General features: G+C 68.9%; 17 protein-coding genes and 1 pseudogene. 8 read left to right on the forward strand and 10 right to left on the reverse strand.

What is annotated here, in order from left to right; genetic code table 11:
- Entirely contained in the window at positions 1-1,407 is a 1,407-nt protein-coding gene (gene otsA / locus Q8L83_RS00940) for an alpha,alpha-trehalose-phosphate synthase (UDP-forming) (protein ID WP_305284235.1), read from the reverse strand.
- Positions 1,404-2,153 (reverse strand): trehalose-phosphatase, encoded by a 750-nt coding sequence (otsB, locus tag Q8L83_RS00945; protein WP_305284236.1) that lies wholly within the window; start codon positions 2,151-2,153, stop codon positions 1,404-1,406. Before otsB ends, otsA begins: the two co-directional genes overlap by 4 nt.
- Positions 2,154-2,335: 182 nt before the next feature.
- On the opposite strand from otsB, the gene zwf reads away from it, so the two are divergent.
- Entirely contained in the window at positions 2,336-3,805 is a 1,470-nt protein-coding gene (zwf, locus tag Q8L83_RS00950; protein ID WP_305284237.1) for a glucose-6-phosphate dehydrogenase, read from the forward strand.
- A 6-nt stretch (positions 3,806-3,811) separates the two neighbouring features.
- On the opposite strand, the gene dut is transcribed toward zwf, so the two are convergent.
- Both dut and coaBC read right to left on the reverse strand, forming a co-directional pair.
- The gene (gene dut, locus Q8L83_RS00955; RefSeq protein WP_305284238.1) at positions 3,812-4,267 is read right to left on the reverse strand and encodes a dUTP diphosphatase; all 456 of its coding nucleotides are present in this window, start codon (positions 4,265-4,267) and stop codon (positions 3,812-3,814) included.
- The gene (gene coaBC, locus Q8L83_RS00960; protein WP_305284239.1) at positions 4,264-5,475 is read right to left on the reverse strand and encodes a bifunctional phosphopantothenoylcysteine decarboxylase/phosphopantothenate--cysteine ligase CoaBC; all 1,212 of its coding nucleotides are present in this window, start codon (positions 5,473-5,475) and stop codon (positions 4,264-4,266) included. The genes dut and coaBC overlap by 4 nt, the downstream gene beginning before the upstream one ends.
- Before the next feature lie 127 nt (positions 5,476-5,602).
- Here coaBC and Q8L83_RS00965 point away from each other — a divergent pair, with 127 nt between their 5' ends.
- Positions 5,603-6,103, forward strand: coding sequence for a hypothetical protein (locus Q8L83_RS00965; RefSeq protein WP_305284240.1), 501 nt, complete (start codon positions 5,603-5,605; stop codon positions 6,101-6,103).
- A 6-nt stretch (positions 6,104-6,109) separates the two neighbouring features.
- On the opposite strand, the gene ubiB is transcribed toward Q8L83_RS00965, so the two are convergent.
- Both ubiB and Q8L83_RS00975 read right to left on the reverse strand, forming a co-directional pair.
- Entirely contained in the window at positions 6,110-7,612 is a 1,503-nt protein-coding gene (ubiB, locus tag Q8L83_RS00970; protein ID WP_305284241.1) for a 2-polyprenylphenol 6-hydroxylase, read from the reverse strand.
- Position 7,613: 1 nt separating this feature from the next.
- Positions 7,614-8,372: a class I SAM-dependent methyltransferase gene (locus tag Q8L83_RS00975; protein ID WP_304713822.1), complete on the reverse strand. Its 759-nt coding sequence runs from the start codon at positions 8,370-8,372 to the stop codon at positions 7,614-7,616.
- 99 nt (positions 8,373-8,471) lie between these two features.
- On the opposite strand from Q8L83_RS00975, the gene mutM reads away from it, so the two are divergent.
- The 6 genes from mutM to dnaA all read left to right on the forward strand — a co-directional run bounded on the left by mutM (position 8,472) and on the right by dnaA (position 13,892).
- Positions 8,472-9,338 (forward strand): bifunctional DNA-formamidopyrimidine glycosylase/DNA-(apurinic or apyrimidinic site) lyase, encoded by an 867-nt coding sequence (gene mutM / locus Q8L83_RS00980; RefSeq protein WP_305284242.1) that lies wholly within the window; start codon positions 8,472-8,474, stop codon positions 9,336-9,338.
- A gap of 4 nt (positions 9,339-9,342) precedes the next feature.
- Complete coding sequence (locus Q8L83_RS00985) at positions 9,343-10,215, forward strand: TraB/GumN family protein (protein WP_305284243.1); 873 nt, start codon at positions 9,343-9,345, stop codon at positions 10,213-10,215.
- Between the two features lie 32 nt (positions 10,216-10,247).
- A complete protein-coding gene (locus Q8L83_RS00990; protein WP_305284244.1) occupies positions 10,248-11,033 on the forward strand; it encodes an enoyl-CoA hydratase in 786 nt (261 codons plus the stop codon).
- Positions 11,034-11,036: 3 nt separating this feature from the next.
- Complete coding sequence (locus Q8L83_RS00995) at positions 11,037-11,630, forward strand: GDSL-type esterase/lipase family protein (RefSeq protein ID WP_305284245.1); 594 nt, start codon at positions 11,037-11,039, stop codon at positions 11,628-11,630.
- Positions 11,631-11,736: 106 nt separating this feature from the next.
- Positions 11,737-12,006, forward strand: coding sequence for a 30S ribosomal protein S20 (gene rpsT / locus Q8L83_RS01000; RefSeq protein WP_293321062.1), 270 nt, complete (start codon positions 11,737-11,739; stop codon positions 12,004-12,006).
- 392 nt (positions 12,007-12,398) lie between these two features.
- A complete protein-coding gene (gene dnaA, locus Q8L83_RS01005; RefSeq protein WP_370868332.1) occupies positions 12,399-13,892 on the forward strand; it encodes a chromosomal replication initiator protein DnaA in 1,494 nt (497 codons plus the stop codon).
- A 231-nt stretch (positions 13,893-14,123) separates the two neighbouring features.
- Here dnaA and Q8L83_RS01010 read toward each other — a convergent pair whose 3' ends face one another.
- The 4 genes and pseudogenes from Q8L83_RS01010 to Q8L83_RS01025 all read right to left on the reverse strand — a co-directional run.
- Positions 14,124-14,654 carry a DUF2087 domain-containing protein gene (locus Q8L83_RS01010; RefSeq protein WP_305284249.1) on the reverse strand — a complete coding sequence of 177 codons (531 nt, stop codon included), beginning with the start codon at positions 14,652-14,654 and terminating at the stop codon, positions 14,124-14,126.
- A gap of 272 nt (positions 14,655-14,926) precedes the next feature.
- Entirely contained in the window at positions 14,927-17,059 is a 2,133-nt protein-coding gene (gene pnp / locus Q8L83_RS01015; RefSeq protein ID WP_305284251.1) for a polyribonucleotide nucleotidyltransferase, read from the reverse strand.
- A gap of 289 nt (positions 17,060-17,348) precedes the next feature.
- On the reverse strand, positions 17,349-17,618 hold the full coding sequence (rpsO, locus tag Q8L83_RS01020) for a 30S ribosomal protein S15 (RefSeq protein ID WP_305284254.1): 270 nt from the start codon (positions 17,616-17,618) through the stop codon (positions 17,349-17,351).
- A gap of 14 nt (positions 17,619-17,632) precedes the next feature.
- Positions 17,633-17,947: pseudogene (locus Q8L83_RS01025) on the reverse strand (tRNA pseudouridine(55) synthase TruB); the annotation flags it as partial.

Consider the following 17,947-nt stretch of genomic DNA (forward strand, 5'->3'; position numbering starts at 1 on the left):
TCAGCTGGCCAGGGCGGACGCCTCCTGGACCGGGGCCTCACCGGCCAGGGCGCCGACAAAGGCGTCGCGCCAGGCGCCCACATCCTCGCCCTGAACATTGCTGAACAAAGCGCGCCAACGTTCGATTCGCTCCGCGAGCGGCATGGTCAGGGCGCGCTTGAGCGCCTCGGAAATCTCTTCGGGGCTGTTGGGATTGACGATCAGGGCGGCGGGCAGCTGATTGGCCGAGCCGGCGAAACGCGACAGGATGAGGACACCGGGGTCGCGGGGGTCTTGCGCGGCGACATACTCCTTGGCCACCAGATTCATGCCGTCGCGCAGGGGCGTCACCAGCCCCACCTTGGCCGCCCGATAGAGACCGGCCAGCTCGTCGCGGCGATAGTTGCGGTTCACGCAGCGCAAGGGATTCCAGTCCAGGTCGGCGTGTTCGCCGTTGATGCGGCCCGACAGGGCGTCCAGCCGCCCGCGGATCTCCTGGTAGGAATTGACCGACTCCCGGCTTACCGGCGCCACCTGCACCATCAGCACTTCCCGGCGCAGTTCGGGATTGTCGGCCAGGAACCGCTCGAAGCCGAGGAACCGCTCCTCCAGGCCCTTGGAATAGTCCAGCCGATCGACGCCGATGATCAGCTTGCGAAACACCGTATGGGCCGCCATCCGGTCATAGGTCTTGGCCGCCCGCTCGGACGCGACCATCTCGGCGAAGTCCTGGGCGTCCACCCCGATGGGAAAGGCGCCGGTCTGCACCGTGCGGCCAAAGGCCCTCAACCGGTCATCGTCCAGGATCTCGCCGCCGGCCTCGGCCTCGACATACTCCTGGAAGGCGGTGACGTATTCCGGCGTCTGGAAGCCGACTAAGTCATAGTCGAACAGGGCCTCCACCAGGGCCTTGTGGCTGGGCAGGGTGACCATCAGCTGGTGGGCCGGCCACGGAATATGCAGGAAGAAGCCGATCCGGTTCTTGACCCCTAAGCGCCGCAGCTCCCGGGCCATGGGGATCAGGTGGTAGTCGTGGACCCAGATGAGGTCATCCGGCTCGATCAGCGGCCGCAGGGTCTCGGCGAACCGGCGGTTCACCCGCTGATAGCCCTCGTCGAAGGTGCGGTCATAGGCGGTCAGGTCGACCCGGTAGTGGAACAGCGGCCACAGCGTCTTGTTGGCGTAGCCGTTGTAATATTCCTGGTAGTCGCTCTCTTCGAGATCGACGGTGGCGACCGTGACCCCCTCGATCCGGCGCATCGCCAGCTGGCCGGTGAACATCGGCGTGGTCCGCCCGCTCCAGCCAAACCAGATGCCGGAATATTCGCGCAGGGCCGCGGCCAGGGCCATGGCCAGACCGCCGACGCTCTCCTCGCCCTTGCCGCCGGGCGGATTCACCCGGTTGGAAACGACGATCAGACGACTCATAGGGCGGCCTCCAGCCAGTCCAGCACGGCATTCACATCTTCCAACCGATGGGTGGCCGCACTGTTCCGTATGTCGCCCACCAGCACGCCGGCGCCGCCCAGCCGGCGGGCGGCGGCGAAGGCCGGCTCGTCGGTCTGGTCATCGCCCACGAAGACCGGGATCGCCCCGCGGAAAGGCGGGGCTTCCATGAAGGTGACGAGCGAATCCCCCTTGTCCGGGCCAGGGGTGCGCAGCTCGACCACCATGTGACCAGGCTGCATCTTCAGCCCCGTGCGGGCGGCCCATTGTTCGGCCAGGGCGCGGACGGCCTGGGCCTGGTCCGGCGCCTGGCGATAGTGGAGGGCGACGCTGAGCCCCTTGGCCTCCACCAGCAGGCCAGGCGCTGCGGCGGCCAGCCCGTGGAAGGCGTCCGCCACCTCGGGCAGGTCCGGGTGAGGCTCGGGGGGGCTGTGGGCGCCGTCGGGCTCGCGGCGATCCAGGCCGTGGACGGCGGCCACGGGACGCACGGCGCCGTCGAGAATGTGATCGATCTCGGCCAGGGTGCGGCCCGACAGGATGGCCACCCGCCCTTCCATGCGGCGGACGAGCTCCTCCAGGATGGCGGTGCGGCGAGGCTCGGGCCCGACGTCCTGCGGCCGCGCCACCAGCGGGGCCAGCGTGCCGTCCAGGTCGAGAAACAGGGCCGAGCGGGTGAGGTCCAGGGCCGGCGGCGCCAGCTCTGCGGGTGTCTGTTCGATAATCGTCATGCCGTGGAATTCGCCCCTATGGGCGCAGAACGCACCTGGGCGAGGTTGGCTCCTTCTTCTGACGGCTAGGCGGGTCGATGCGAACCGGGCCATGGCCTTGACGTTGCCTCAATGGAATTAAGGCTAACTCGCCCCGACCTCCACCGCCGCCCGACCGATTTCCAGCCCAGGAAGGTGATTCCATGCCCAAGGCGCCTCAAGCCGATGCGATCGTCCTGTTCGGAGGCGCCGGCGACCTCGCCCTGCGGATGCTGTTTCCGTCCCTCTATTTCCTCGACGCCGACGGATTCCTGCCCGAGGGGTTCAGGATCGTCGCGGCCGCCCGCGCCGAGATCGAGCCCGAGGCCTTCCAGGCCATGGTGCGCGACGCCGTCACCGAGCGGGCCAGCCCCCAGGCCCTGGACAACGACGTCTGGGACCGCTTCGCCCAGCGGCTGGACTATCGCGCGGTGGACGCCACCAAGGCCGACCGGCTGTCGGCCATCACCGAGGCCCTGGGGGAGGCCAAGGCGCCGATCTTCTACCTGGCCCTGTCGCCCAGCCTCTATGTGGGGGTCTGCGAGGCCCTGGCGGGCGCGGGCCTGATCACGCCGCAGAGCCGTATCGTGCTGGAAAAGCCCATCGGCCGCGACCTGGAGAGCTCGCGAGGGATCAATGGGGCGCTGGCCCAGGTGTTCGAGGAGGAGCAGGTCTTCCGCATCGACCACTATCTGGGCAAGGAGACGGTGCAGAACCTGATCGCCCTGCGGTTCGCCAACACCCTGTTCGAGCCCCTGTGGAACAATCTGACCATCGACCACGTGCAAATCACCGTGGCCGAGACCGAAGGGGTGGGCGACCGCTGGCCCTATTATGACGAGCACGGCGCCCTGCGCGACATGGTCCAGAACCATGTGCTGCAACTGCTCTGCCTGGTGGCCATGGAGCCGCCCTCGGACATGGAGGCGGAGTCCCTGCGCAACGAGAAGGTCAAGGTGCTGCGATCCCTGCGCCCCTTCACCCGCCAGGATGTCGCCCAGGCCAGCGTGCGCGGCCAGTACGTCGCCGGCGTCGCCCAGGGCCAGTCGGCCGCCGCCTATGAGGAGGAGCGCGGCCAGGCGAGCGAGACCGAGACCTTCGTGGCGCTGCGGGTGGATATCGACAACTGGCGCTGGGCCGGCGTGCCCTTCTTCCTGCGCACCGGCAAGCGCCTGCCCGAACGGCGGACCCAGATCGCCATCCAGTTCAAGGGCGTGCCCCACTCGATCTTCGGCGGCCAGGCCGAGGGCGACCTGGTGGCCAACCGGCTGGTGATCGACCTGCAGCCGGACGAGGACATCGAGCTGCTGCTGATGAACAAGGCGCCGGGGATTTCCCAAGGCGGCATGCGGCTGCAGTCCCTGCCCCTGTCGCTATCCCTGCTGCGGGCCTATTCGGGACCCAATGCGCGCCGGCGGATCGCCTATGAGCGGCTGATCCTCGATGTGATCCTGGGCAACAGCGCGCTGTTCGTCCGCCGCGACGAGGTCGAGCAGGCCTGGCGCTGGGTGGACGGCGTGGCCGAGGCCTGGGCCGAGGCCGGCATGGCGCCCAAGCCCTATGCGGCCGGTAGCTGGGGGCCGGCCGGGGCCTTCGCCCTGATCGAGCGGGCCGGCCGGGCCTGGTACGACTAAGCCAGGTTAGCTCGCGCCGGTGGAGCCGAAGCCGCCCGCGCCGCGGGCGGTTTGGTCCAGGCCGCCCACCTCTTCCCAGGCGGCCTGGATCACCGGGGCGATCACCAGTTGGGCGATGCGGTCGCCGCGGCGGACGGTGAAGTCCTCTTCCCCCAGATTGACCAGAATGACCTTCATCTCGCCGCGATAGTCGGCGTCCACCGTGCCCGGCGAATTCAGGCAGGTGATCCCGAACTTGGCCGCCAGGCCCGAGCGCGGGCGCACCTGGCCTTCGAAGCCCGGGGGCAGGGCCATGGCGAGGCCGGTGGGGATCATGGCGCGCTCCATGGGACGCAGCACGATGGGCGCGTCATCGGCCACGGCGGCGCGCAGGTCCATGCCGGCGGCGAGCGCGCTCTCATAGGCCGGCAGGGGCAGGTCGGCATTGTGGGCCAGGCGGGTGATCTTGATCGTCGGGGTCATGCCAGGGCCTCCGCCATGCGCTGGGCGAGCTTGGTCGCCACGTCGGATTTTGCGGTCTTGTCCCAGCGCTCGACGCCCTCTGCGCTGACGATGGAGACGGTGTTGTCGTCGCCGCCCATGACGCCTGCGACGCTGACGTCATTGGCCACGATCCAGTCGCAGCCCTTCCGCGCCAGCTTGGCCTGGGCGTAGGCCTCCACATCGTTGGTCTCGGCGGCGAAGCCAACCACCAGCCGGGGACGGTCTGGCCCGGCCGCCGACAGGGTCGCCAGGATGTCGGGGTTCTCCACCAACTTAAGGGCGGGCGGCGCGTCGCCGGTCTTCTTGATCTTCACCGTCCCCTCGTCGGCCGGCCGCCAGTCAGCGACGGCGGCGACGCACACGGCGAGGTCGGCGGGCAGGGCGGCCTGGCAGGCGGCCAGCATCTGCCGGGCCGTCTCCACCTGCACCCGGATGACGCCGGCCGGGGCGACCAGGGCCGTGGGACCTGACACCAGGGTGACCTCGCAGCCCAGGGCCGCCAGGGCTTCTGCGATCGCATAGCCCTGCTTGCCGCTGGAGCGGTTGGTCAGGTAGCGCACCGGGTCGATGGGCTCGGCGGTGGGGCCGGCGGTGACGATGGCGCGGCGGCCGGCCAGCGGCCTTTTTGCGGCGACAGGCGCCGCCTTTCCCCCCAGCATTCCCATGATGGCTTCGAAGATGGCGGCGGGCTCGGCCATCCGGCCGGGGCCGTATTCGCCACAGGCCATGGCGCCCTCGTCGGGGCCGACAAAGGCCACGCCATCGGCCTTGAGGGTCTCAAGGTTCCGCTTCGTGGCCGCGTGCTCCCACATGCGGACATTCATGGCCGGGGCCATCAGCACCGGCTTGTCGGTGGCCAGCAGGGTCGTGGACGCCAGATCGCCGGCCAGGCCATGGGCGGCCTTGGCCATCAGGTCGGCGGTGGCGGGGACCACCACCACCAGGTCGGCCGAGCGGGAGAGCTGGATATGGCCCATCTCGGCTTCGTCGGTCAGCGAGAAGAGCTCGGAATAGACCTTGTCTTCGGCCAGAGCCGCCAGGGACAGGGGCGTGACGAACTGGGCGCCGGCGCTGGTCAGGATCGGCCTCACGCCCACGCCCGCCTTGCGCAGCAGCCTCGTCAGCTCCAGGGCCTTATAGGCGGCCACGCCGCCGCCCACGATCAGGAGAACTCGCTTATCCGCCAAGGCCCGATGTCCCTTCCGTCAAGGTCGCAACGCTATAGCCGCATATAGGCGCTGGACAAACCGCTGCATCTGTTCTTTGTTCGTTCCGCTACAGCTTGAAGCTGAAACTCTGGAGAGGAACACCGTGATGATGCGGTCAGCTTGGGCGCTCGCGGCGGGCGCCAGCCTTTTCATTCTTGCCGCCTGCGACAACGGGCCATCGGCGGTGACGCCCGCACCCAGCGCAGGCGATGCGGCACAGGACGCCTCGGCCTCCGCGCCGGCGGCGTCGACGAGCACGGCGCGCGCCCCGATCCCCAAGGTCGATGGCCGGCCCCTGTGGTCGGAGACCCAGCGCTATTCGGCCCAGGAGAACGCCGAGCGCGCCTATGCCCGCAACGGCGAGGCCTTCGGGGCTACAGATCTGGACGATTTCGTCCGCAAGGCCCACGCCTTCGTCAATGATCCCCCGGCCAGCGCCGAGACGATCAAGCGCGGCAATGGGGACACGCTGATCTACGACCCGGCCGGCAATGTCTTCGCCGTGGCGACGGCGCAGGGGGCGCCGCGGACCATGTTCAAGCCCGACAATGGCGCGGCCTATTGGGAAGAGCAGAAGGTTCGCGAGGCCGAGCGCGGCGACGACTGAGGCCGCTCAGGCGAGCGCGCCGAGCAGGAAGGCGCCGCCGGCGGTCAGGGCGCCGAGGAAGAACCACAGCCAGCTTGAGTCCCGGTCGGGATCTGCGACCACCGCGATCCGGGGCTCGGGCGTCTGCAGCCGACGCTTGAGGCCCTGGAGGATGTCCAGGCTCTCCTGGGCCAGGCGCTTGGCCTGGGCGGGCGGGGCCAGTTCCCGGGCGATCCAGCGGCGCACTACGGGGTCGGCGGCGGCCCAGATGTCGTGGTCGGGGTCGATGCGGCGGGCCACGCCCTCCACGGTCATCATGGTCTTCTGCAGCAGCACCAGCTCGGGGCGCAGGTGCATGTCGAAGAGGGCGGTGATCTCGAACAGCTGGATCAGCACCCGGCTCATGGAGACCTGGCTGGCGGCGCGGCCGAACACCGGTTCCCCCACCGCCCGCAGGGCCTGGGCGAAGGCGGCCCGGTCATGGTGGGCGGGCACGTAGCCGGCGCGGAAATGCACCTCGGCCACGCGGGGATAGTCGCGGTCGAGGAAACCCCAGAGGATCTCGGCCAGATAGCGCCGCTCGTCGGGGCCAAGGCGTCCGACGATGCCGTAGTCCACCGCCGTGATCTTCGCCGGCGCCTCGACGAACAGGTTTCCCTCATGCAGATCGGCATGGAAGACCCCGTGATCCAGGGCCTGGGAGAGAAAGGCCCGCAACAGGTTCGAGGCCAGGGTCGGGCGGTCCAGGCCCGGCAGCTCCAGGGCGGCCGGATCGGAGAGCGGCGCGCCCGCCGCCCATTCCAGGGTCAGGACCTGCTTGCCGACACCTTCCCAGATCACGGCTGGGGCGGCCATGTAGCCGTCGCGGGCCATCACCTCGCCCAGTTCGTCGCAGCCGGCGGCCTCAAGGCGAAGGTCGAGCTCCAGCTCGGTGGCGCGGATCACCGTCTGAGCGAAGGCCAGGGGCTCCAGGCGCCGGGCGGCCGGCACATAGCGGGCCACCAGCTGGGCGGCCAGGGCCACGGCGGCGGAGTCCTGAGCGACCCGGACGCCGATATTGGGCCGCAGCACCTTGACCGCCACCCGGCGGCCGTCGCGCAGGCGGGCGTCATGGGCCTGGGCGAGCGATGCGGCGGCGACCGCCTCGCCGAACTCGGAAAACTGGGTCTCGATCGGCGCGCCGAGCGCGGCCTCGACCTGGGCGCGGGCGATCTCGGCGGGGAAGGGCGGCAGCCGGTCCTTCAGCCGCGACAGGTCCTCGGCGAATTGAACGCCAAAGATGTCGGCCCGGGTTGAGAGAAGCTGACCAAGCTTGATGGCCACAGGGCCGAGCTGCACGAGCGCGCGGGCCAGGCGCTCGCCCGGCCGGCCGTCGCGGGCCTGCTTGCCGCCCAACAGGCGCAAGGCCCGCCCCAGGTCGCGGATCGGGCCGGGATACTGGGCCTCCAGCTCCACAGGCAGCAGGGCGTCGTGGCGGGCCAGGGTCCAGGCGGCGGCGAAAAGCCGGCCATAGGCGGCGGGACGCGCCATGTCAGATGGCCCAGCCCTGGTGCAGGGCCGCCACCCCGGCGGTGAAGTTGGTGTAGCTCACCCGGGAAAAGCCGGCCTCGCGCATCATCTGGGCGAAGCGCTCCTGGTCCGGGAAACGGCGGATGCTCTCCACCAGATACTGGTAGGACTCCCGATCCTTGGCCACCAGTTCGCCCACGGCGGGGATGACCTTGAAGGAATAGGCGTCATAGGCCTTCTGCAGGGGCTCAGTGACCGGCCGGGAAAACTCCAGGCACAGGAACCGGCCGCCGGGCTTCAGCACCCGCCGGGCCTCCCGCAGGGCCGCGGGGATGTCGGTGACATTGCGGATGCCGAACGAGATCACATAGGCGTCGGCGCAGGCGTCTGGCAGGGGAAGAGCCTGGGCGTCGCCGACGTTCCAGCAGATCTCCGGCTCGGAGCCCTTTTCGCGGCCCGCCGTGATCATCTCGGCATTGTAGTCCATCAGCAGGATGGTGGCGTCGGGTCCGCCTCGGCGCTGCTGGGCGCGCCTGGCCATCTTTGCGAACCGTCTGGCCATGTCGCCGGTGCCGCCAGCGCAGTCGATGATCACCTCGCCGGGCTGAGGGTTCAGGCGGGCGGCGACGGCGTCCTTCCAGAGGCGGTGGACGCCGCCGCTCATCAGGTCGTTCATCAGGTCGTAGCGGCGGGCGACGCGGTCGAAGACCCCACGCACCAGGCGCGGCTTCTCGTCGGCCGCAACGTCGCGAAAGCCGAAGGTGGCGGCAGGTCCGGTCATGGCTCGCCTCATAGCCTCCTGCGCGGCCGCACGCCAGCACAAGGCCACGGCGTGCGGTTGAAGTTGATCGCGCGCCCGGCCTCTGCCAATCGATGGACCATGCCTGAACTTCCCGAGGTCGAGACCGTGACGCGCGGCCTGGCGCCCGTCCTGGACGGCCAGCGCCTGACCCGCGTGGAGGCGCGGCGGCCAGACCTGCGCTTTCCGTTCCCCGAGGACTTCGTCCAGCGGCTGGCCGGGGCGCGGATCGAAACGCTCTCACGGCGGGCCAAGTACGTCCTGGCCCCCACCGACCGCGGCGACACCCTGGTCATGCATCTGGGCATGAGCGGCCGCTTCGAGATCGCCCGCCCCGAGGGGACGATCCGACCGGGCCAGTTCGTCTACGCCGCCGATCCCGATCCCAAGCACGCCCACGTCGTCTTCGAGACCGAGGACGGCGGCCGGGTCACCTATTACGACCCCCGGCGGTTCGGCTATATGGGCCTGATCCCCACCGAGGCGCTGCCCAGCCACCCCTGGTTCGCCGGCATGGGGCCAGAGCCCCTGTCGGACGAATTCGACGCGGCCCACCTGTTCCGCGCCTTCGAGGGCCGCAAACAGGGCCCCAAGACCCTGTTGCTGGACCAGAGGATCGTGGCGGGGCTGGGCAACATCTATGTCTGCGAAGCCCTGCACATGGCGCGGATCTCGCCTTTCCGGCCGGCAGGCAAGATCAGCCGGCCGCGGCTGAAGGCCCTGGTCGAGGCCATCCGCCAGGTGCTGGAAGCCGCCATCGCCGCAGGCGGCTCGACCTTGCGGGACTACGCCGCCGCCGATGGAGCGCTGGGCTATTTTCAACACAGTTTCCGCGCCTATGGGCGGGAGGGCGCGGCCTGTCCCAACGCCGGTTGCGCCGGAACCATCGTTCGCCAGGTCCAGGCCGGGCGGTCGACCTTCTATTGCCCTGTCTGCCAGAAGGCTTGAGCCGATGACCCGACTATTGGGCCTGCTGGCCCTGCTGATCGCCCTGGGGGCTTGCGCGCCGCAACCGGCCCGCGCCGAGCCAGCAATGTGGATCGTGCGCGACGCCGATTCAGAGATGGTGCTGTTCGGCTCCATGCATCTTCTGCCGCCCGGTCTCCCCTGGAGGCCCAAGGCGCTGGACGACGCCCTGGCCCGCGCCGACGACCTGTGGTTCGAACTGCCGGTGGATCCCGAAACCGAGGCGCAGGCGGCGCAACTGGCCATGCGCTACGGCGCCCTGCCGCCGGGCCAGTCCCTCTATGACCAGTTGCCGCCGGAAAGCCGCGAGCGCCTGACCCGCCTGGCGGCCCTGCACCGCCTGCCGCCCAACCTGCTCGACCGGCTGAAGCCCTGGTTCGCCGAGGTGCTGCTGGCCTCGGCCGCCTTCGCCGCGGCCGGCGCCGATGTGGAGCAGGGGGTGGAGAAGCAGGTCAGCCTGACAGCGCCCCCTGGGCTGGAGCGCCGGGCCCTGGAGAGCGCCGAGCAACAGATCGCCCTGTTCGACGCCGTGCCCATCGACGAGCAATGGGCCAACCTGATCGACACCCTGGAGCAGCTCGAGGACGATCCCCAGGGGTTCGACCGGCTGATCGCGGCCTGGATGTCCGGCGACCTGGACGCCCTGGAGGCCGAGGCCCTGGACCCCATGCGCGAGGCGGCGCCGGGCCTCTATCGCAGCATGGTCGTCGATCGCAACACCGCCTGGCTCGAGCTGCTGGAGGCGCGGCTGGAGGGCGCTGGCCGTTCGGTGGTGGTGGTCGGCGCCGGCCACCTGCTGGGCCAGGATGGCCTGCCTGAGCGCCTGCGCGCCCTTGGCTACGAGGTCGAGGGGCCTTAAGCGGCAGGGACGTGTCCGAACAGGAGGCCGCCATGCCCGCGCCCAGCTACGAGACCCTGCTCATCGAGGCCCACGGCCCCGTCACCCTGATCCGCCTCAACCGGCCAGAGGCGCTGAACGCCCTCAACGCCCGGCTGCTCGCCGACCTGGAGGCGGCCCTGGACGCCGCCGAGGCCGATGCGGACGTCCGCTGCCTGGTGCTTACCGGCTCGGAACGAGCCTTCGCCGCCGGCGCCGACATCAAGGAGATGGCCGACAAGTCCTATGCCGACATGTTTCTGGCCGACACCTTCGCCCGCAGCGCCCGGCGGATCGAGGCCTGCCGCAAGCCGATCATTGCCGCGGTCTCGGGCTTCGCCCTGGGCGGCGGCTGCGAGCTGGCCATGATGTGCGACTTCATCATCGCCGCCGACACGGCCAAGTTCGGTCAGCCGGAGATCAATCTCGGCGTCATGCCCGGCATCGGCGGCACCCAGCGCCTGACCCGCTATGTGGGCAAGTCCAAGGCCATGGACATGATCCTGACCGGCCGGATGATGGACGCGGTCGAGGCCGAGCGGGCGGGGCTGGTCTCGCGCATTGTCCCGGCCGAGGCCCTGGTGGCTGAGGCCCTGGCGGCGGCGGCCAAGATCGCCGGCCAGTCGCCCGTGGCGGTGATGATGAACAAGGAACTGGTCGAGACCGCCTATGAGACCACGCTCAGCGCCGGCGTAGCGGTCGAGCGGCGGCTGTTCCACTCCCTGTTCGCCTTCGACGACCAGAAGGAGGGCATGGCGGCCTTCGTCGAAAAGCGTAAGCCCGACTTCAAGGGGCGCTAGGCCTTGCGGCTCCTCGCCTTCGGGGACTCCTTCGTGGCCGGCGTCGGCGATCCCGCCCACCAGGGCTGGCTGGGGCGGGCCCTGGCTGGCCGGCCGGAGGTGACCGCCTACAATCTCGGCGTCCGGGGCGACACCAGCGCCGACGTGCTCGCGCGCTGGTCGGCCGAGGCCGAAGCCCGGCTGACCGAGGTTGAGCCCTGCGGCCTGATCTTCGCCTTCGGGCGCAACGACGCCAATGCCGGGGCGGGAAGGCCGCGGCTGTCGGCGGCCGAGAGCCTGAAGAACGCCCACCAGCTCCTGACCCAGGGCGCGGGCCGCGCGCCCGTGCTGATGATCGGCCCGCCGCCGGCCGAGGAGCCGGCCCTGGCCGCCCGGCTGGAGAGCCTGAACGAGGCCTTCAAGGCGCTCTGCGTGCGGCTGAGAGCGCCCTATATCGATGTCCTGCGCCCCCTGGCCGTCAGCGGGACCTGGCTGGCCGAGGCCCGGGCCGGCGATGGCGCCCATCCCGGCGCGGGGGGCTATCAGCAGATGGCCGAGCTGATCGCGGCCCATCCGGCCTGGCGTCGGTTCACCGGCGCCGATGGAATCCCGGCATGAGGTCCAGGCGCCATTGACCGGCTCTCCGCCATCCCGTATATCCGCGCCTCCGATTTTCACCGCCCGGACCTGAGTTCGAGCGCGCTACTATTCGAGAGCTTTTAGAATGGCCAACACGCCCGGCGCCAAGAAGGCGATCCGCAAGATCGCCCGTCGCACCGAAGTCAACACCGCTCGCCGCTCGCGCGTTCGGACCTATCTCCGACGCTTCGAAGAGGCCGTTGCGGCCGGCGACGCCGCCGTCGCCAAGACCGCCTTTGTCGAGGCGCAATCCGAGGTGATGCGGGCCGTCACCAAGGGCGTGATCCACAAGAACACCGCCTCGCGGAAGGTCTCGCGCCTGGCCGCCCGGCTGAAGAAGCTGGCCGTTGCCTAAAGCTTGACCTGCGCCGCCTCCGGGCGGCCTAGTCGGTTGAATTTTCTAGACAAATAATGAAGCCCGCGCGCCGTTTCGGTGTGCGGGCTTTGTCTTGCCCGAAGCTTGGCCCTGCGACTCCTGCGACCAATGTTCTCAGTCGGCGGAGGGTCATTTGGGGATTTCCCTTGTGGCGTGAGGGCGCGCGCTTGAGTCAACGAAAATATCCGCGGACGCCGCGAAGAATCACCGTTGACCCCCCCCCGTCCCGGACTAGTCTCTGGCCTTCAGCACAGACGTGTTTTCCATCTGAATTCGGATGAAAAAACGGGGGGCGGGACTCTATGCGCCCTCCGACTAAGAGCCTGTGTTTGTTCGATAAACGTGGCCGCGGCGTGGGGTTGCGACCAATGATGGCGGATGTTGGGGGTATTGGCGAAATGGCTTCTGGAGGATTGGCGGACAGAACGGCGGCGACGCCTGCGGGCGCGGTCTGGACCAAGACGTGCCAGACCCTGAAACGCGAGCTGGGCGACGCCACCTTCGGCTCCTGGCTGGGCCATGCGGCCCTTCGGGAGCGGTCCGATCAGGAGGTCTGTCTGGTGGCCGCCACCGGCGTGGCCCGTGACTGGATCCGCCGCCACGCCTGGCGCCGTATCGGCGAGCTCTGGGCGCAGAATGACCCCGAGGGCCGCGCCCTCGATCTGAAATCGCGCATGGAGTTCGAGGCCGACGGCGCGTCGGAGCCGGTGATCGCCGAGATCACCCTGGCCGCCGCCCCCGTCCTGGCCATGCATCATGGCGCCGCGCCCGCCGCCGTCGCCGAGCCGGCGGCCGCGTCCTCGGCGGTTTCGCGGGCGCCCCGCCCTGGAGCCGGCCTCCAGGAGCGCTTCACCTTCGACACCTTCGTGCCTGGCCCGGCCAACGAGTTCGCCTTCGCCGTCGCCCGGCGGGTGGGCTGCTGGGCCGACGGCCACTTCAATCCGGTGCTGTTCCACGGCCCCTATGGCTTCGGGAAGACCCATCTGCTGAACGCGCTGGGCTGGGAAGCCCAGCGGAACTGCCCGGACAAGAAGGTGGTCTATCTGACCGCCGAACGCTTCACCCAGACCTTCGTCAAGGCTGTCCAGGATCGCCAGACCGCGGCCTTCAAGGACGAGCTGCGCGACGCCGACCTGCTGCTGATCGACGACGTGCACTTCGTGGCCGGCAAGACCTCGACCCAGGAAGAGCTGTTCCACACCCTGATCGCCCTGGTTCAGGACGGCCGCCGGGTGGTGATGACCGCCGATCGGCCGCCGCACGAGCTGTCGGACCTGGAGCCGCGCCTGCGGTCTCACCTGCAGGCGGGCCTGGTCTGCGGCATCGAGCCGGCCGACCGGGATCTGCGCCAGGGCATATTGGAGCGCAAGCTGGACATGCTGGCCCGCCAGGGGGGCTTCCCGGCCACCGTGCGGCCCGAGGTGCTCCAGTTCCTCGCCGACCGCTTCAGCGACAGCGTGCGGGAGCTGGAAGGGGCCCTGAACACCCTCGTGGCCCGTGTGGGGGCCGAGCTGACCCATCTGAGCCTGGACGAGGCTCAGAGCATCCTGAGGCCCCACCTGTCGGCGCCGGAGCGCAAGGTGACGGTGGACCACATCCAGAAGGCGGTCGCCGAGCACTATGGTCTCACCCAGGCCGACCTGCTGTCGGAGCGCCGCGCCCGGGCCGTGGCCCGTCCCCGTCAGGCGGCCATGTGGATCGCCAAGCAGATCACCACCCGCTCCCTGCCCGATATCGGCCGGCGGTTCGGCGGTCGTGACCACACCACTGTCCTGCACGCCGTCCGCCGCATCGAAGCCCTGAAGGCCGATGATCCGGTGCTCGCCCGCGACCTCGACGTCCTGCTGCGCAAGCTGCGCGGCTGACCTGCCCTAGCCGACCCCAAGGTCCGCAAGCCTGAAGGCCCGCCACCCCCGGCGGGCCTTTCGCTTTTTCGGCAGACAGGCGGCTGACGTCTCTCTCTGCCCATCCCGGTCATGGTCGGACTTGATCCGACCATCCATGAACACCTCGGGCCGGCCCGGTGTGCATGGACCCTCGCGTCAAGCGCGAGGGTGACGGGGGGAGGGGGGCTGGATTTCGACCGGCTCCAACGCCTAAGGCGCCGTCCGGCCCCGCAGCCGCCGGATCAGGGCCTGGGCGTCGGCGGGCGGCCGCTGCTCGATCCGCCGGTAGTCGCGGCAATCGGAGGTGCGCGAGACCAGGCCGGCGCTGACCATGGACCTCCGCAGGATGGCCGGGTCGCCAAAGGCGTGCAGGGCGTTGAGCCGTCCGTTGAACACCGCCTCGCTGACGGCGTCGCCGGCCGGCAGGGCCGCCCACAGGCCCCAGAGGGCCAGGGCCTGGTGCGACGGCTTGGCGGGCCACTGCAGCAGCCGCCCCTGGGGGTCGAACTGGCGGGCGACCTTCTCCACCCGCGCCAGGTCGGCGGCGGGCGCTGGCGGGGCCTCCAGGGGCTCGGAGCGGGCGCGATAGTGCTGGAAGTTCTTCGCCCCGGCCGCCCGGGCCAGGATGTTCAGCATCTCCACATGGCCGGGCGCCGGCCCCTGGCGGGCCAGCTGGTCGCGCAGCGACTTGGCCAGGGCCGAGATGTCGGGGGTCGTGTAGGGAATGGCGGTTCTGGGCATCACTCATCCTCGTGAAGCGCCGATCCCCTCATCAGGGGCGTCGAGGTCACCGACTTTCGACCCGGCGCTTGGCAGGACAAGCGGGGCGAGACGTCTCAAGGGCAGGTTTAGCTCCCCGATGTGCGGGGCGGTGACGCCTGGGTGAACTGCAGACCCTGGAAGCGCTTCTATCAGCCCTTTGGCCGCAGACAAGGGCCGTAGCGCAGCCACGAAAAAGGGCGGCCGCATCGCTGCGGCCGCCCTCGTTCGTCTTCAGGATGGTGCGGAAGCCTTTAGGCCTCGGCCCCTTCCTTCTGGGACAGGTCTTCGCCGGTCACCTGGTCGACGACCTTCATGGACAGGCGGGTCTTGCCGCGATCGTCGAAGCCCAGGAGCTTGACCTTCACTTCCTGGCCTTCGGTCAGGACGTCGGACACCTTGGCCACGCGCTCGTTGGAGATCTGGCTCACGTGAACCAGGCCGTCCTTGGCGCCGAAGAAGTTCACGAAGGCCCCGAAGTCGACCACCTTCACCACCTTGCCGGTGTAGATGGCGTTCAGCTCGGGCTCCGAGGCGATGGACTTGATCCAGTCGCGGGCCGCATCGATCTTGGACTGCTCGGACGCCGCGATCTTGATCGTGCCGTCGTCGGAGATGTCCACCTTGGCGCCGGTTTCGGCGACGATCTCGCGGATCACCTTGCCGCCCGAACCGATGACTTCGCGGATCTTGTCGACCGCGATCTTCATGGTTTCGATCTTGGGCGCGTACTCACCGAGCTCGGTGCGCGGCGCGTCCATGGCCTTGGTCATCTCGTTCAGAATGTGCTGGCGGCCTTCCTTGGCCTGCTCCAGCGCCTTCTTCATGATCTCCTCGGTGATGCCGGCGATCTTGATGTCCATCTGCAGCGAGGTGATGCCATCAGCGGTGCCGGCGACCTTAAAGTCCATGTCGCCCAGGTGGTCTTCGTCGCCCAGGATGTCGGAGAGCACGGCGAAGCCGTCGGACTCCAGGATCAGGCCCATGGCGATGCCGGAGACCGGCTTCTTCAGGGGCACGCCCGCATCCATCATGGCCAGCGAAGCGCCGCAGACCGTGGCCATGGAGGAGGAGCCGTTGGACTCCAGGATCTCCGAGACCAAGCGGATGGTGTAGGGGAAGTCTTCCGTGGCCGGCAGGACCGGACGGACGGCGCGCCAGGCGAGCTTGCCGTGGCCGATTTCACGACGGCCGGGCGAACCCATGCGGCCAGCTTCCCCGACGCTGAAGGGAGGGAAGTTGTAGTGGAGAAGGAACTTCTCCTTGTAGGTGCCTTCCAGGGCGTCGATGAACTGCTCGTCGTCGCCGGTGCCCAGGGTGGCGACCACAAGGGCCTGGGTTTCGCCGCGGGTGAACAGGGCCGAGCCGTGGGCCCGGGGCAGGATGCCCACTTCCGAGACGATGGGACGGACCTTGTCGACGGTGCGGCCGTCGATGCGCAGGCCGGTGTCGAGGATGCCGCGGCGGACGACGTCAGCCTCGAGCTCCTTGAACACGCCGCCCAGCTTCTGGCTGTCGGCGCCGTCGGGATTGGCCTCGGACTTGGCCATGGAGGCCATGGCCTTCTGCTTGGCCTGGCTGAGCGCCTCCTGGCGGTCCTGCTTCTTGGTGACCTTGTAGGCCGCGGCGATGTCGGCCCCGACCAGGGTCTTCATCTGCGCCTTCAGGGCGTCGGTGTCGTCGGCGGCGAAGTCGAAGGGCTCCTTGGCCGAATGCTCGGCCAGGTCGATGATCGCCTCGATCACCGGCTGGATCGACTTGTGGGCGAAGGAGACGCCGCCCAGGACCTGCTCTTCGGTCAGTTCCTGGATTTCGGATTCCACCATCATCACCGCATCGGCCGTACCGGCGACGACGAGGTCCATCTGGCTGGTCTTCAGCTCTTCCAGGGTCGGGTTGAGGACGTACTCACCCTCGATGAAGGCCACGCGGGCCGCGGCGATCGGACCCATGAAGGGGGCGCCGGAGATCACCAGGGCGGCGGAGGCCGCGACCATGGCGACGATGTCGGGATCGTTCTCAAGGTCGTGGGCCAGGACGGTGCAGACCACCTGGACTTCGTTCTTGAAGCCCTTGACGAACAGCGGTCGGATCGGACGGTCGATCAGGCGGGAGACCAGGGTCTCCTTTTCCGACGGACGGCCTTCGCGCTTGAAGAAGCCGCCGGGGATCTTGCCCGCGGCGTAGGTCTTCTCCTGGTAGTTCACGGTCAGGGGGAAGAAGTCCTGGCCGGGCTTGGCGGACTTGGCGAACACGGCGGTGGCGAGCACCACGGTCTCGCCATAGGTGGCCAGCACCGCGCCGTCGGCTTGACGGGCCATGCGGCCGGTCTCGAGGGTCAGCGTCTTGCCGCCCCACTCGATGGTTTTGCGTTTGATATCGAACATGATTTTTCTTCTTTCATATCCCGGCAGGCGTATTCCTGGCGGGGGCGGACAGGGCGTCGGACTTCCGAAATCCTCTCCAGGTGAACAGGCTTGATGAGGATTTCGTCGCAACCCTCAGCGTGCGTCTTGGGGGCCTTGACCCCCGGCCGCCATATCGTCCCCGGCCTGTCGCGGAGGGGAGGCGGTCGTCCATGGGCGCTGCCGCGATAGGGCGGCGCCAGTGTCTGAGACCCTTAAAATCAGAGGCCCCATATGCGACGCCCCCGCTTTCGCGGGGGCGCTGAACATCCTAGCGGCGCAGGCCGAGGACCTCGATGAGGGCCTGATAGCGAGCCTGTTCGGACTTCTTCAGGTGATCGAGGAGCGACCGGCGCTGGGAGACCATCTTGAGCAGGCCCCGGCGCGAATGGTTGTCCTTCTTGTGGGTCTTGAAGTGCTCGGTCAGGTTGATGATCCGTTCGGTCAGGATCGCCACCTGGACTTCGGCGCTTCCGGTGTCACCCTCGCTGCGGGCGTGGGTCTTGATAATTTCGGCCTTACGGTCCGGGGTAACCGACATCGTGCATCTCCGCTCTATTCGAGATGAAAGACGCGGGACGGCTCGAGCTTGCCGGCGCGCATCTCGCAGAGGGCCACCATCACGCCACGACACATAGCCGAAACGGTTCGAGCGCCCGGCGCAAGCCCGGCTCTCAAGGTTTCGACCTGTCGGGGAACGAGAACGATCGACCGTCCCTGCTTAAGTCTGAAAGCGTCTTCGTCGGTCACGGCCAACGCCGGGATGTCGTCCAGCGCGGTCTCGACCGGAAGCAATGCCTCCGACTGCCGGGCCTTATGCCCCAATTCCTCAAGTAAATCCAGCCCGATCGCCCGGGCCTCGGTGAAGGC

Source organism: Phenylobacterium sp. (assembly GCF_030680185.1).
In the GTDB taxonomy this organism is placed as follows: domain Bacteria; phylum Pseudomonadota; class Alphaproteobacteria; order Caulobacterales; family Caulobacteraceae; genus Phenylobacterium.